The organism is Pseudomonas sp. WHRI 8519 (assembly GCF_040224055.2).
Lineage (GTDB): Bacteria > Pseudomonadota > Gammaproteobacteria > Pseudomonadales > Pseudomonadaceae > Aquipseudomonas > Aquipseudomonas putida_X.
The window spans coordinates 4,426,250-4,440,954 of the sequence record NZ_CP167996.1 but is presented as its reverse complement, the minus strand read 5'-3'; the positions used below and the strand labels follow the sequence as shown (position 1 = coordinate 4,440,954).

The 14,705-nt window shown below is 62.9% G+C and carries 10 protein-coding genes; all 10 read left to right on the top strand.

Annotated elements, in window-relative coordinates; translation table 11 throughout:
- The first annotated feature begins 8 nt into the window (after window positions 1–8).
- The 10 genes from ABRP30_RS20185 to ABRP30_RS20140 all read left to right on the top strand — a co-directional run bounded on the left by ABRP30_RS20185 (window position 9) and on the right by ABRP30_RS20140 (window position 14,654).
- Window positions 9–1,583: a flagellar hook-associated protein 3 gene (locus ABRP30_RS20185; RefSeq protein ID WP_119687560.1), complete on the top strand. Its 1,575-nt coding sequence runs from the start codon at window positions 9–11 to the stop codon at window positions 1,581–1,583.
- Between the two features lie 118 nt (window positions 1,584–1,701).
- Window positions 1,702–5,283 carry a glycosyltransferase gene (locus ABRP30_RS20180; protein ID WP_349976170.1) on the top strand — a complete coding sequence of 1,194 codons (3,582 nt, stop codon included), beginning with the start codon at window positions 1,702–1,704 and terminating at the stop codon, window positions 5,281–5,283.
- A 125-nt stretch (window positions 5,284–5,408) separates the two neighbouring features.
- Window positions 5,409–6,182 carry a glucose-1-phosphate cytidylyltransferase gene (gene rfbF, locus ABRP30_RS20175; RefSeq protein ID WP_119687558.1) on the top strand — a complete coding sequence of 258 codons (774 nt, stop codon included), beginning with the start codon at window positions 5,409–5,411 and terminating at the stop codon, window positions 6,180–6,182.
- Window positions 6,164–7,246, top strand: coding sequence for a CDP-glucose 4,6-dehydratase (gene rfbG / locus ABRP30_RS20170; protein WP_349976169.1), 1,083 nt, complete (start codon window positions 6,164–6,166; stop codon window positions 7,244–7,246). Before rfbF ends, rfbG begins: the two co-directional genes overlap by 19 nt.
- Window positions 7,243–7,803 (top strand): dTDP-4-dehydrorhamnose 3,5-epimerase, encoded by a 561-nt coding sequence (locus tag ABRP30_RS20165; RefSeq protein WP_349976168.1) that lies wholly within the window; start codon window positions 7,243–7,245, stop codon window positions 7,801–7,803. Before rfbG ends, ABRP30_RS20165 begins: the two co-directional genes overlap by 4 nt.
- On the top strand, window positions 7,800–9,023 hold the full coding sequence (locus ABRP30_RS20160; RefSeq protein ID WP_241804594.1) for a class I SAM-dependent methyltransferase: 1,224 nt from the start codon (window positions 7,800–7,802) through the stop codon (window positions 9,021–9,023). The genes ABRP30_RS20165 and ABRP30_RS20160 overlap by 4 nt, the downstream gene beginning before the upstream one ends.
- Before the next feature lie 5 nt (window positions 9,024–9,028).
- A complete protein-coding gene (locus tag ABRP30_RS20155) occupies window positions 9,029–9,886 on the top strand; it encodes an NAD(P)-dependent oxidoreductase (protein WP_267817743.1) in 858 nt (285 codons plus the stop codon).
- Window positions 9,876–10,961, top strand: coding sequence for a class I SAM-dependent methyltransferase (locus ABRP30_RS20150; RefSeq protein WP_267817742.1), 1,086 nt, complete (start codon window positions 9,876–9,878; stop codon window positions 10,959–10,961). The genes ABRP30_RS20155 and ABRP30_RS20150 overlap by 11 nt, the downstream gene beginning before the upstream one ends.
- Before the next feature lie 6 nt (window positions 10,962–10,967).
- Window positions 10,968–11,702 (top strand): cephalosporin hydroxylase family protein, encoded by a 735-nt coding sequence (locus ABRP30_RS20145; RefSeq protein ID WP_012315543.1) that lies wholly within the window; start codon window positions 10,968–10,970, stop codon window positions 11,700–11,702.
- A gap of 54 nt (window positions 11,703–11,756) precedes the next feature.
- Window positions 11,757–14,654: a TIGR00180 family glycosyltransferase gene (locus ABRP30_RS20140; RefSeq protein ID WP_349976167.1), complete on the top strand. Its 2,898-nt coding sequence runs from the start codon at window positions 11,757–11,759 to the stop codon at window positions 14,652–14,654.
- Window positions 14,655–14,705 lie beyond the last annotated feature (51 nt).

Here is a 14,705-nt window from a genome sequence, read left to right as displayed (position 1 = left end):
ATTGATCCATGCGTATTTCCACGGCCCAGTTCTACCAGACCAGCGCGGCGAACTACCAGCGCAACTATTCCAACCTGATCAAGACCAACGAAGAGGCCAGTTCCTTCGTCAGGGTCAATACCGCTGCCGATGATCCGGTGGGGGCTGCACGTCTGCTGCAGCTGGGTAATCAGGCAGACATGCTGGCCCAGTACAAGACCAACGCGACAAACATCACCAACTCGCTGAACCAGACCGAGACCACGCTCAATTCGATCAACACGATCCTGACGCGGGTCAACGAGCTGGCGATCGAGTCGGGTAATGCCGGCTACACCGACACCGAACGCAAGGCCAAGGCAGCCGAGCTGGGGCAGTTGGAAGACCAGCTGTTGAGCCTCATGAACAGCCGTGATGAGAACGGCCAGTACCTGTTTGCCGGTTCCAGTACCGACACCGCGCCGTTCGTGCGCAATGCCGATGGTACCTATTCTTATCAAGGTGACCAGACCCAGCTGGAGCTGCAGGTTGGTGACATGCTCAAGATGGCCGGCAACAGCTCTGGCTATAGCGTATTCGAGCAAGCCCTCAACACCAGCCGCACCGAAACCAGCCTGAGCGCCCCCGCGGTGGATGATGGCCGCGTGAAGCTGTCCAATGGGCAAGTGTCCGGCAGCGTCACGTACAACGATCGCTTCCGCAGTGGTCAGCCGTACACAGTCACCATGCTCAGCAGTACCGAGTTCAGCATCACCGACAGCTTGGGCAACGATGTGACCGCCGAGGCCACCCAGGGCGGTAAATTTGATCCCGATACCGTAGGCGGATCGATGATCAGCTTCCGTGGTGTGGACATGCGGCTGAACATCAACCTTCAGGACGGCGACGTTCCGGATGCAGCGGTGGCAGGTCATACCTTCACCCTGCAAAGCAAGCCCGATACCATCACTGCGACCCGTAGCCCGGGCAACCCGTCGAGTGCTCAGGTATCGTCGATCAGCATCACTGATCCGGCCCAGTACAAAGCGATGTTTCCCAATGGCGGTGCGGTCATCAAGTTCACCAGCGCCACGGACTTCGAACTCTATGCCCAGCCGCTGACCGCTGACAGCCGCCCGGTGGCCAGTGGTGCCATGACTGGCAACGTCGCCTCGGCTGCCGGTGTGGACTTCACCTTCACCAGCACGCCCGCGCAGCAGTCCGGTGACCAGTACGTGGTGAACGTCGACAACCACCAGACCCAGAACGTTCTGGACACCGTCGCCCAGTTGCGTACGGCGTTGAGCAAGCCGATCGACGGAGACAACGCGGCCTACCAGCAACTGCGTGCAGACCTGGATTCGGCCATCGCCAATATCCAGAGCGGTCAGGACGCGCTCAACACGGCAGTCACCGATATCGGTGCCCGTGGCAAGGCGCTGGAAATCCAGCAAAACACCAACGAGAGTCTGAGCATTGCCAACAGCACCACGCAGTCGTCGATCCGTGACTCGGACCCTGCCACCGTGCTGGTCCGCCTTACCCAGCAGCAGACCTTGCTTCAGGCTTCGCAGGCGGCTTTCGCACGCGTCAGCCAGCTGAGCCTGTTCAACGCCATCGGTTAAGTGCGCCCGTCGCCTTCACCGCTTACCCCTCGGGTACGCGGTGAAGGCGCATTGATTTCCCCGTAGTATCGACTGTTCTGAATTCCCTGCGGGCAGTCATCGGTCGAGAGATTTCCTCGTGAACCCAGCCCCTCTAGTCAGCCTCGTCATTCCCGCCTGCAACCCCCGTTACTTCCGTACTGCTCTGGTCAGCGCCCTGGCTCAGGATTACGCAAACCTCGAAGTCATCGTCTGCGACGACAGCCCAGGTACGCAGATCGAGGCGGTGGTCGATGAGCTGCGCAGTCTTGCACGTCATCCACTGATTTACTTGCGTAACCCGCAACCGCTGGGTTTTGCCGGGAATTTGCAACACGGGCTGGAGCAGAGCCAGGGCGACTACATCAAGTTCCTCTGTGACGATGACCGCCTGATGGCCGATTGCGTGTCCAGCCAGGTGCGACTGTTCCAGGCCCATGACGATGTCAGCCTGGTCGCGGCCAGGCGCCACCAGGTCGATGCTGAAGATCACATTTTGCCGCAGCGTCTGGAAACCAGCCCGGTCACGTTTGGCGACACACTGTTCAACGGTGACGACCTGCTGGATTTCTTCGAGACCCGCCAGCTCAACTTCATCGGCGGGCTGAGCAGCGTGCTGGTGCGTACCCGCGATCTGCGTGAATTGCTGCCTGCGCTGGCGCCGGGCTTTGTGGCAATGCTCGATTTCGTGTTGTTCGTGTGCCTGCTGCGTCGCGGCCATCTGGGCGTGACCGCCGGGGTGCACTGTGTCGAGCGGGTTCATCCCGACCAACTGCGTCGCCAGAGCGATGTGAAGGCTGCCGCTACCAGTGAATCACAACACCTGCGCGACATGTTCGCCGCGCGCACTGCAGTACGTGAGCCGTTCTCCGGTTGGGTGCGGGTGCAAATCCTCCAGGGCGACGAGGGCGATACCCAGCGTATCTGGGAGAACCTGTTCCTGATCCATACCCTGCGCTGCTTGCAGGCGATCCAGGAATCTCATGTCGGCAGCGACAGCGACAGTTTTGCCGAGCTGTACAGCAAATGGCTGGCCTGCCGACAGGATCCGCTGGTGCTCGCGCGTCTGATGCGCCTTAGCGAGCACTGGCCAACTCGTCCGCGTATCGTGCCCGTGGTTATCGACAGCGAGGGTGATGCACAAGCTCTGCAGGTTACCCTGGACAGCATTGAGCGCCAGGCCTATGGCGCAGAGATGACGCTGGTATTGTCCAGCGCGCCGCTGCCAGGCGGCCCAGATGTTCGCAGGGTCCACCAGCCATTGCAGGCCGACTGGGCTGAACAACTGAACACAGCGATTGACCAGTTGGGCGAGGTGGACTGGATCTACCTGCTGCGTGCTGGCGACCGGCTCAATGCCTTCAGCTTGATGCTCCTGGCCGAGCGGGTCGTATCGCGCCCGCAGATCGCCTGCTGCTATGGCGATGAGGGGGGCGTGCGGGATGAGGCGTCCGTAGAGCCGGTGTTCAAGCCCGACTTCAACCTCGATTTGATGCGCGGTTACCCCTATACCGGTCGCATGCTGGCGTTCTCGCTTGACGCCTTGCGGGCATTGGGCGGTTTCACGCCCGGATATCGCGAGCTGGCGCCGCACGATCTGCTCTGGCGTCTTGTGGAAAGCCGCGGCCCCCATGCCATCGAGCACATTCCGGAAGTGCTGGCCGAAAGCGCGTTCAGCTACGCTGCCTGGCTGTCTTCGCAGGCAGTGGTTGAGGAAAATCCGAAACTGCTGGATGCCCACCTCAGGCGCTTGGGCGTGACCTACCGGCTGCAGAACAGTGGCGGGGCAATCAACCAGGTCCGCTACCTGCACGCCACCCAGCCACTGGTAAGCCTGGTGATCAGTGCCCAGGACCAGTTGCCTGCCCTCGAGCGCTGCCTGGAAAGCGTGCTTGAGAAGACCGCCTACGGTCACTACGAAGTGCTGATTGTCGACAATGCCAGTCAAGGTGCCGAGACTCACGCCTGGCTCAGCGCCCTTCAACAGCTGGGCGAAGACAAGTTGCGGGTCCTGATGCTGGGCGAGCAGGCCAGCTTCGCCGCTGTGCAGAACCTTGCCGCGCAACACGCCCGGGGTGAATACCTGCTGATGCTGAGCCCGTTCGCTGTGGTCACCGAGCCAGACTGGCTCGACGCACTGCTCAGCCATGGCCAGCGCCCTGAAGTCGGAGCGGTGGGTGCCAAGCTCTGCAACGCCCACGGTCTGATCGTGCATGCGGGCGGCGTGCTGGGCCTGCGTGGCGCCGTGGGGTCGCCGTTCGTGGGCGAGACGATGGAGGCGGGCGGTTACATGCAGCGCTTGCAAGTGGCGCAGAATTATTCTGCTGTCGGCGCTGATTGCCTGTTGGTGCGCAAAGAGCTGTTCCTGTCGTTGGGCGGGCTCAATGAAAGCGTCTTCAGCCTGGCCTTCAGCGATATCGACCTGGGCCTGCGCCTGGGCGAAGCCGGGTACCTCGTGGTGTGGGCGCCGGATGCCCGGCTGGTACTTGACCCGCCAGCGCCGGCGGCGATCGATGCGCAGGCTGAAGCCGAGCGCCAGGCCCGGCTGGCGCAACAGCATGATGCCTTCTTCAAGGCCTGGATGCCGGTGGTGGCGCGTGACCCCGCTTACAATATCAACCTGTCCCTGAACGGCTCCAGCTTCTGTCTGGATCCGGGCCTCAAGGCCGCCTGGACGCCTTTCGTCAGCCGTCCACTGCCCCATGTGCTCGCATTGCCAATGAACAAGACTGCGGTCGGGCATTACCGGGTGATCCAGCCGCTGGTCGAGCTGGAGAAGGCTGGCTGGGTGACCCAGCAGCAGTACTTCGAGATACCGAGCAACGTCGAGCTGGAACGCAGCTCGCCGGATGTGGCAATTCTGCAGGGGCGTTATACCGAAGGGTTCGTCAAGGAGATCGAGCGCCTCAAGACCTTCTCCAAGGGCTTTTGCATCTACGAGCTGGACGACTACGTGATTGATGTGCCGAAGAAGAACGGGCACCTCAAGCACACGCCAAAAGATCTGGAAAAATCCCTGCGCCGAGGTATCGAACGCTGTGATCGGCTGGTGGTCTCGACCCAGGCGCTGGCGGATGCCCTGCATGACACCCATAGCGATATCCGGGTAATGCCGAACATGCTGGCCGAGCAGCTCTGGACCGGTTTGCGTAGCCAGCGCCGCAGCGCGCGCAAGCCGCGGGTGGGTTGGGGCGGTGGCACCAGCCATACCGGCGACCTGGAAGTGATTGCCGAGGTGGTCAAGACCTTGGCGAACGAAGTCCAATGGGTGTTCTTCGGTATGTGTCCGCCGGCATTGCGGCCCTACATCAGCGAGTTCCATCCGCCGGTGCCGCTGGAGCTGTACCCGGCCAAGCTCGCCAGCCTGAACCTGGACCTGGCCTTGGCGCCACTGGAGTATCACATCTTCAATGACTGCAAGAGCAACTTGCGCTTGCTGGAATACGGCGCGTGCGGGTACCCGGTGATCGTCACCGATACCAGTGCCTATGAAGGCTACTTGCCGTGCACGCGGATCAAGACCAACAGCACCGCCGAGTGGCTGGAGGCGATCCGCATGCACCTGGCGGACCCTGACGAAAGTTTCCGCCAGGGCGACCGTCTGAAGCAGGAAGTGCTGCGTGACTATGTGCTGCGCGAAGAGCACGTTCAGCATTGGTACAGCGGCTGGATGCCGGGCTGACTGCGGGGTGTATGGACGACACCAGTAAAGCGCCTTCTGGCGCGTTTCCTGCAAGCCCCCCGTCATATCGCCATAAATCGTGCAGCCACACGACTTATGGCTGGTGACGAACACGAGGGGACGACATGAAGGCGGTAATTCTGGCGGGTGGACTGGGCACGCGTATCAGCGAAGAGTCTCACCTCAAGCCTAAACCCATGATCGAAATCGGTGGGAAGCCAATTCTCTGGCACATCATGAAGCAGTACTCGGCTCACGGCATCCACGACTTCGTGATCTGCCTGGGCTACAAGGGCTACGCGATCAAGGATTTCTTCGCCAACTACTTCCTGCACACCTCGGACGTCACCTTCGACATGCGCGAAAACCGCATGGACGTGCACCAGAACTACAGCGAGCCATGGCGCGTGACCCTGGTCGACACCGGTGAAGAAACCATGACCGGTGGCCGCCTGCGCCGCGCCGCTCGCTACCTTGAGGGCGAAGATGCCTTCTGTTTCACCTACGGGGACGGTGTTTCGGACCTGAACATCGGCGCCCTGGTGGATTTCCACCTGGCCCACGGCAAACTCGCCACCGTTACTGCGGTACAGCCTCCTGGGCGCTACGGCGCGCTGGCACGCGACGGCGACAGCGTCACCGGTTTCGTCGAAAAGCCCCGTGGTGACGGTGGCTGGATCAACGGTGGCTTCTTCGTGCTTTCGCCCAAGGTGCTCGACTACATCGCCAACGATCAGACTTCCTGGGAGTCGGAGCCGCTTGCCTGCCTGGCCGCTGAGTCGCAACTTAACGCCTTTGAGCATGATGGCTTCTGGCATCCGATGGATACGCTGCGTGACAAGAACCATCTGGAACAACTCTGGCAAAGCGGGGAGGCTCCATGGAAGCAGTGGGCCTGAGTCCAGCGTTCTGGCAGGGCAAGCGTGTTCTGCTCACCGGTCACACGGGTTTCAAAGGCAGTTGGCTGGCGCTCTGGTTGCATGAGCTCGGCGCTCAGGTCACAGGCTTCGCGCTGGACCCTGGCACCGAACCAAGCCTGTTCGAACTTGCCCAGGTCGGCAGCGACATTGCCGACGTGCGCGGCGACCTGCGCGACCTCGGCGCGCTGCTTGAAGCGATGGCCCAGGCCCAGCCGGAAATCGTCCTGCACCTGGCGGCTCAGCCACTGGTGCGCGAGGCCTACCGTGACCCGCTAGGTACCTATTCCAGCAACGTGATGGGCACCCTTAACCTGCTTGAAGCGGTGCGCCAGGCTGGCGGGGTGCGTGCGTGCGTCCTGGTCACCACCGACAAGGTCTATGCCAACCAGGAATGGCCCTGGCCGTACCGCGAGAACGAGGCCCTGGGCGGGCATGACCCGTACAGCAGCAGCAAGGCCTGCTGCGAGCTGCTGGCGCAGTCCTACGCCGCGTCATTCTTCCCGGCCGCCGAGCATGCCGAACACGGCGTGGCCCTGGCCACCGCGCGCGCCGGCAATGTACTGGGCGGCGGAGACTTTGCCGCAGAGCGGCTTGTCCCCGATGTGCTCAAGGCTTGGTCGGCCGGGTCGCCGGTCACCCTGCGCTACCCGCAGGCCGTGCGCCCTTGGCAGCACGCCCTGGAACCGCTGGCCGGCTACCTGCAGTTGGCCGAGCGCCTGTATACCCAGGGGCCGGCCTGCGCCGGTGCGTGGAACTTCGGCCCGAGCGAAGGCGACATGTGCAGCGTCGGTGAGGTGGTCGACCGCCTGGCCCGGCAATGGCCGCAGGCACCAGGGGTGCGGGTCGAGCCAAGCGAGTTGCATGAAGCCCGGTTGCTACGCCTGGACAGCTCTCGTGCCCGCCAGGTGCTGGGCTGGCGCACGCGCTGGTCGTTGCACGAATGCCTGCAGCACACGCTCGACTGGCACCTGGCGTGGCAGCGTGGCGACAACATGCGCGCCGTCACGCTGCACCAGCTGAACCTGTACACGGAGTTGCCGTGACTGATCTGCTGCTGCAAGCCTTGCCACTGGGTGGCCTGTTCAGTGTCCAGCACAAGCGCCATGGCGATGCCCGCGGGCAGTTCGCGCGGCTGTTCTGCGAATCCAGCCTGGGCGCCTTGGATGCGCCGTTCCATGTGCGCCAGATCAACCACTCGCACACTCAGGGCTCAGGTAGCGTACGCGGCCTGCACTACCAGACCGGCGACACCCCGGAGGCCAAGCTGATCACCTGCCTGCGCGGTGAGGTGTGGGACGTGGTAGTGGACCTTCGCGAAGGCTCGCCAACCTTCCTGCACTGGCACGCCGAGCACTTGCGGGCCGGCGATGGCCGCAGCCTGTTGATACCGGCCGGCTTTGCCCATGGTTTCCAGGTGCTGAGCGAGGATGCCGAGCTGCTTTACCTGCACAGTGCCGACTATGCGCCGGGCCGCGAAGGCGGGCTGTCGGTACTCGATCCGAAGTTGGCCATCCGTTGGCCGCTTGCTGTCAAGAATCTGTCGGCCCGGGATGCCGCTCATCCCTGGCTGGACCTGTCGTTTACCGGAGTGCGTCCATGAACTGCCGTGGCTGTGGTACCTGCCTGAGCCTGCCCCTGATCGACCTTGGCACTGCGCCGCCGTCCAACGCCTACCTGCGCGCTGACCAACTGGCCGCGGCCGAGGCTTGGGTGCCGCTTAAAGTGGCGGTGTGTGAGCAGTGCTGGCTGGTGCAGACCGAGGATTACACCCGCGCCGAGACGCTGTTCGATGCCGACTATGCGTATTTCAGCTCCTATTCCAGTTCGTGGCTGGCCCATGCCCGCGACTATGTCGGGCAGATGGTCGAGCGTTTCGGCCTGAACGGCGAGAGCCGGGTGGTTGAAATCGCCGCCAACGACGGTTATCTGTTGCAGTATGTGGCCGAGCGCGGCATTCCCTGCCTAGGTGTCGAACCCACCCGAAGCACCGCACAGGCGGCCCGGGAGAAAGGGCTGCAAATTCGTGAGGTGTTCTTCGGCGAACAGGCCGCCCATGACCTGGCGAGTGAAGGTTGGTCGGCTGACCTGATGGCCGCCAACAACGTGCTCGCTCACGTGCCGGACATCAACGATTTTCTGCGCGGTTTCGCGACCCTGCTCAAAGCCGATGGTGTGGCCACTTTCGAGTTTCCGCACCTGCTGCGCCTGATGGCCGAGCAGCAGTTCGATACCCTTTACCATGAGCACTACTCCTACCTGTCGCTGACGGCGGTCAACACGCTTTGTGCCCGCAACGGCCTGGTGATCTTCGATGTCAGCGAACTGCCGACCCATGGCGGATCGTTGCGGGTTTTCGTGCAGCGCGCCGATGGCCCGCGCCCACGCCAGGCCAGTGTCGACGACCTGCTTGGCATCGAGGCGCGGGTCGGTGTCAGCACGGCGGCGTTCTACAGCACCCTTGCACCGGCGGCGCAGCGGATCAAGCACCAGCTGCTGCGCTTCCTGTTGCAGGCCAAGGCCGAAGGCAAGCGAGTGGTTGGCTATGGCGCCGCAGCAAAGGGCAACACCCTGTTCAACTACGCAGGCGTGAAGCCCGACCTGCTGGCCTGGGTGGCCGACGCCAACCCGCACAAGCAGGGCAAGTTCCTGCCGGGCAGCCGAATTCCCGTGGTCGCCCCCGAGCGCCTGGCCATCGAGCGGCCGGACTATGTGCTGGTACTGCCGTGGAACCTGCTCAAGGAAGTCAGCGAGCAGCAGGCGCACATCCGCAAATGGGGCGGGCGCTTTGTGATCGCCGTGCCTGAGCTGACCGTCCTGTGACCGCGATGAAGGTGCTTGTCACCGGTGCCACTGGCTTTGTGGGCCGGCATCTGGTCGCCGCCTTGCTGGCGCGCGGGTACCGGGTGCGTGCGCTGGCACGTCGTCTGGAGCCGGCTCAAGCCATGCCGTGGTTCGGCCAGGTCGATTTCGTCGCCGCCGATCTGCATGACCCGCAGTTGGACGTCAATCAGTTGTGCGACGGCATCGATGCGCTGGTGCACCTGGCCTGGCCTGGCCTGCCGAATTATCAAGGGCTGTTCCACCTGGAGCGCAACTTGATGGCTGACTATGCCTTCATCAAGCGTGCCGTCGCAGCCGGTGTCGGCCAGGTGCAGGTGGCCGGCACCTGTTTCGAATACGGCCTGCGCAATGGCGCGCTGGACGAGGCGCTGGCCTGCCAGCCGGCCAACCCTTACGGGCTGGCCAAGCACAGCTTGCGCCTGTTCCTCGAAAGCCTGGCCCGCCAGCAACCGTTCAACCTGCAGTGGGTGCGCTTGTTCTACCTGTTTGGCGAGGGGCAAAACCCAGGCAGTCTGCTGGCAGCCTTGGACAGCGCAATCGACCAGGGGCAGCCGCATTTCGACATGTCCGGTGGCGAGCAACTGCGCGACTACCTTGCCATCGAAAGCGCCAGTACATACCTGGCCGACCTGCTCGGTCAGCGCGATTTCAGCGGCGTGGTCAATTGCTGCAGCGGCCAGCCGATTTCGGTACGCAAGCTGGTGGAAGCCCGCATCGCCGAGCGCAACGCCACCCTTGCGCTGAACCTTGGCCATTACCCTTATCCTGCCCACGAACCCATGGCGTTCTGGGGCGATGCCCGCAAGTTGCAGGCTCTGCTGGGAGCACGCCATGAAACATGAGTTGTATAGCGCCACCGGCCTGCCGGTGCTGCAGAACCGCACATTCGCCGATGCTCAGTCGGCCCGAGCCTCAGCCAGCGCAGACATGCGCTTGGTGCAGGACAGTCGCACAGGGTTGGTTTACAACGATGCTTTCGATGCCGACAAGCTCAACTACGACAGCGACTATCAGAACGAGCAAGCGCATTCGGCGCGCTTCCAGCGCCATCTGGACGATGTCGAAGGTGTCATCGCCCGTCACTTCAGGGGCCAGCGCCTGATCGAAGTGGGCTGTGGCAAAGGCTGGTTCCTCGAACTGTTGCGCGAGCGCGGTTATGCCGTCACCGGCATCGACCCGGCCTACGAGGGCGACAACCCGGACGTGGTCAAGGCGCCCTTCACCCGTGAGTTGAACCGCCAGGCCGAAGCCATCGTGTTGCGCCATGTCCTCGAGCACATTCAGGACCCGATCACGTTCCTTGGCGCCATCGCCGATGCCAACGGCGGGGTAGGGCAGATCTACATCGAAGTGCCGTGCCTGGACTGGATCATCGAGCACAAAGCGTGGTTCGACCTGTTCTACGAGCATGTCAATTACTTCCGCCTGGCCGACCTGCGCCGCCTGTTCGGCAAGGTCGCCGAGGCCGGCCACCTGTTCGATGGCCAGTACCTGTACATCGTTGCCGACCTTGCTAGCCTGCAGACTACGCTCGAGCCCGTGCCGCCGCTGTCGTTGCCGGCCGATTTCAGTGCCAGCCTGCAGCATGCCGCATGTCTGGTGCGCCGCGATGCCGGACGTGGTTCGGCGATCTGGGGCGCATCGTCCAAGGGCGTGATCTATTCGCTGTTCCTGCAGCGTGCCGGTGCTCCGGTGGACCAGGTTATCGACATCAATCCTGCCAAGCAGGGTCGCTACCTGCCGTTAAGTGGCGCGCGGGTGTCATCGCCGCAAGAGGCGATGCAAAGCCTGCCGGATGGCGCCCACCTGTTCGTGATGAATTCCAATTACCTCGAGGAAATCCGCCGCATGACCGATGGCCGTTTTGTCTATCACGCCGTCGACAATGCCGATTTCACCGACCAGCCAACCGAGTAAAGAACCATGACCGACACGCCGATCAAAGCCTTCGAAGCCGAGTGCAACGCGCAGATCGCCTCCCAGGGCGAAGACAAGGAGCTGCAGCAACTGTCTCGCGACTTCTTCAACAAGTCCGCCGAGCACAAGTACAGCTACCATTTTTCGTGGATGGGCCGGCCGATCATCCAGTTGCCCCAGGACATGATGGCGATGCAGGAGATCGTCTGGCAGGTCAAGCCTGACCTGATCATCGAGTGCGGCATCGCTCACGGCGGTTCGATCCTCTACTACGCCTCCCTGCTGGAGCTGCAGGGCCATGGTGAGGTGCTTGGCATCGACATCGACATCCGCCCGCACAACCGCCAGGCCATCGAGGCGCACCCGATGAGCAAGCGCGTGCGCATGATCGAAGGCTCGAGCATCGATGCCGACATCGCCGGGCAGGTCAGGGCGCTTGCCGAAGGCAAGAAGGTCATCCTGGTGCTCGACTCCAACCACACGCATGAGCACGTGCTCAAGGAGTTGGAGCTGTATGCGCCGCTGGTGGCCGTGGGCAGTTACTGCGTGGTGATGGACACCGTGGTCGAGGACATGCCGGCAGACTTTTTCCCCGATCGCCCGTGGGGGCCTGGCGACAACCCCAAGACCGCAGTTTGGGAATACCTCAAGGGTAACGACAGCTTCGAAATCGACTATCAGCTGCAGAACAAGCTGCTGGTCACCGTGGCACCGGACGGCTACCTGCGCCGGGTTCGCTGAGACATTCAACAGAGTTCGATTTCTTCGGCGGCAACGCCAATGGTGGGTAAGACTATGCAAGGCAATTTCTCGGCAGACCAGGCAGCCACACTGCGCGAGCGGTTCACGCTGGTATTGATGACGCACAACCGGCCGGCGTTCCTGCAGCGCACGCTGCAGTATTACAGCGGCTATCGGTGCTCGATCCTCGTGCTGGATTCCTCGAGCGAATCTGCCGAGGTGATGGCCGCGCAGTACCCCGGCGTCGAGTACCTGCACCTGCCACAGTTTTCCTACCAGGGCTTCCAGGCCAAGCTGGCCTATGGTGTGGGCCGGGTGAACACGCCGTTCATGGCCTTCGCCGCTGATGACGATTTCCTGCTGTACGACGGGCTGAACCAGTCGCTGGACTTCCTTGAGGCCAACCCCGATTACGGCCTGTGCCATGGCTACTGTCTGAACTACCTGGCCGAAGCCACCCAGGTGAAGTACTACCGGCGTAACAAGAAGGTCCGTGAGGACTACAACGCTCCGCGCGCTGAACAGCGCCTGCTGGACTACATGGGTGAGTTCATCCCACCTTTCTTCGCTGTCACCCGCACTGCATTGCTGCGCCAGTGGTTTGAGCTGCTGCCCGAGGGCACGAGCTTCGAGTGGCAGGAGATCGGCCACGCGTACTTCCTGCTGACCAACGCCAAAGCGCGGATCCTGCCAATCCCCTACGCGGTACGTGAAACCAACTACGGTGTCTCCGAGCATCAGACCGAGGTCATTCATGTGCTGGCCTTCACCGACGCCAAGTCGGTGGCCGAGCGCGAACAGTTCGCCGACTTCCTTGCCGGCCTGCCGACCGCCATCGAGGGGCTGGACCACGAGGCGCGGCGCCAGCTGGCCCTGGACAGCTTTGCAGTCACTGCCGAGGGGCTGTTCAAAGGCCGGGCGATGACCCTGGAGCTGATCTGGGAGTCAAGCTGGACAGACCCGCTGAACCCGCCGGTGCGTACCTTCCAGCCGTCCCAGTACGTGGAAATGCCGTTCTACAACCAGGCATTCTTCGATCAGCTTACGGCACTGGAGTTTCTGATCCATGCCATGCCGGCCGGGCGCCTGCAGTTGCAGCAACTGGAGCCGCTGCTATTGCGCCAGGAACAGCTGCTGCTGGCACAGCCCAGCGACACTTCGGGCACCGTACGTACCCGCTTGTGGGAGGCACTGCAGTGCAACGCGTTCAACCGTGAGGTGGTGCGGCACCTGGCCGGACACCTGCGTGACAGTGATGAGACCGAGGAGAGCGAGGCGCTGTTCGCTTGGCTGGCACGGCTTGAAGGCGTATTGAAGCAAAGCGGTCGCGAACTGCTTGGGAGCATGCATTCGGGTCGCCTGCTCGACTGGCTGGAGGCGCGCAAGCCGGACACCGCCGCGCTAGCGACCATCAACGAGCACCTGGCGCTGCATCAGGGGGGTCCGCAGTTCGGCATCCTGCTGTTGGACCTGGACAACAACATGGCCAAACTCCAGGACACGTTCGACAGCCTGCTGGGCGGCCTGAGCAAGGCGTTCCGGATCATGGTCTTCACCACAGGCGAGCCGCCTGTGGCCACCTCGCTGCAGAACACCCTGCATTTCATCAAGGTCAGCCGCGAAGACTACGTCGAGCGGATCAACCAGATCGCCCGGCAGACGGCCTGCGAATGGCTGTTGCTGGCTGAGGCGGGTGACCGTTTCACCGCCACCGGTCTTTTGCGCGCCAGCCTCGAGCTGCTGAACGCTCCCGATTGCCGCGCGGTCGCGGTAGACGAGATCCAGCAACAGGCCGATGGTGCCTGGCGAGAGCTGCTGCGCCCGGGAGTAAACCTGGACCTGCTGCAGGCCAATCCCGCGCTGATGGCACGCCATTGGCTGCTGCGTCGGGAGGTGCTGGTGGAGGCGGGTGGCTTCGATAAGGACTTTGCCGAGGCGTTGGAGTTCGACCTGCTGCTGCGCCTGATCGAGCAGGGCGGCCTCAATGGGCTGGCCCATCTCGACGAGCCGATGCTGATCACCCCGGCACCGCAGGCCAAGGACAGCGAGCATGCCCGCCAGGCCTTGATGCGACACTTGGCCGGCCGGGGCTACAAGGCCCAGGTCAGTACGCCGCTGCCTGGCACCTTGCGTATCGACTACAGGCATGTCGAGCGGCCGCTGGTGAGCATCGTGCTGCGCAGCGAGGACAATCTGGACGAACTGCAGCGCTGCCTGAAGAGCATCCTGCAGCGCACTCGCTATGCGCGCTACGAGGTACTGATCGCCGACAACGCCAGTCAGTCACCGCAGTTGCTCGAATGGCTGGCGCAGCAGCAAGTTGGCAAGGTGCGCGTGCTGCAAAGTGCCGAGCGCCTGAGCGCGGCAGCGCTATGCAACGCTGCCAGTGCCGAGGCCAAGGGGCAATACCTGATATTGCTGGCGGCGGACGCCGAAGTGGTCAATGCCAACTGGATCGAAGCGTTGCTCAACCAGGCGCAGCGTCCGGAAGTAGGCGTGGTCGGTGCCAAGCTGCTCGATACTGACGGCAAGCTTGCCCAGGCGGGCTTGCTGCTGGACGCCGAAGGCGCAGTTGCGCCAGCTTTTGCCGGTGAGGCCGCAAATGCCGTGGGTTACCTGAATCGGCTGGCGGTCGAGCAGAACTGTCCAGCGGTCTCGGCGAGCTGCCTGATGGTCCGTAGCGAAGTCTTCCGTGCTCTGGAGGGGCTCGACGAAACCACGTTCGCCCATGCCCATGGTGATGTCGACCTGTGCCTGAAAGCAGCCGCGGCCGGCCTGCTGACAGTCTGGACGCCACAGGTGCAGGTGATTCACCCCGGCGTGGTCGCCGAGGACGAGGCGGCGCTGGCGGCATTGCGCGCCAAATGGTCGGCGCAGTGGCAAGGTACAGTCCAAAGCCAGGTGCTTGCCCCCGGCAAGGCGGCACTGGACTGGGCCGGGCTGATCGCCTGACGCGGCACTGGCCTGCATCTTGCTTCGAGCTGGTTCATTGGGGGCGCGAGT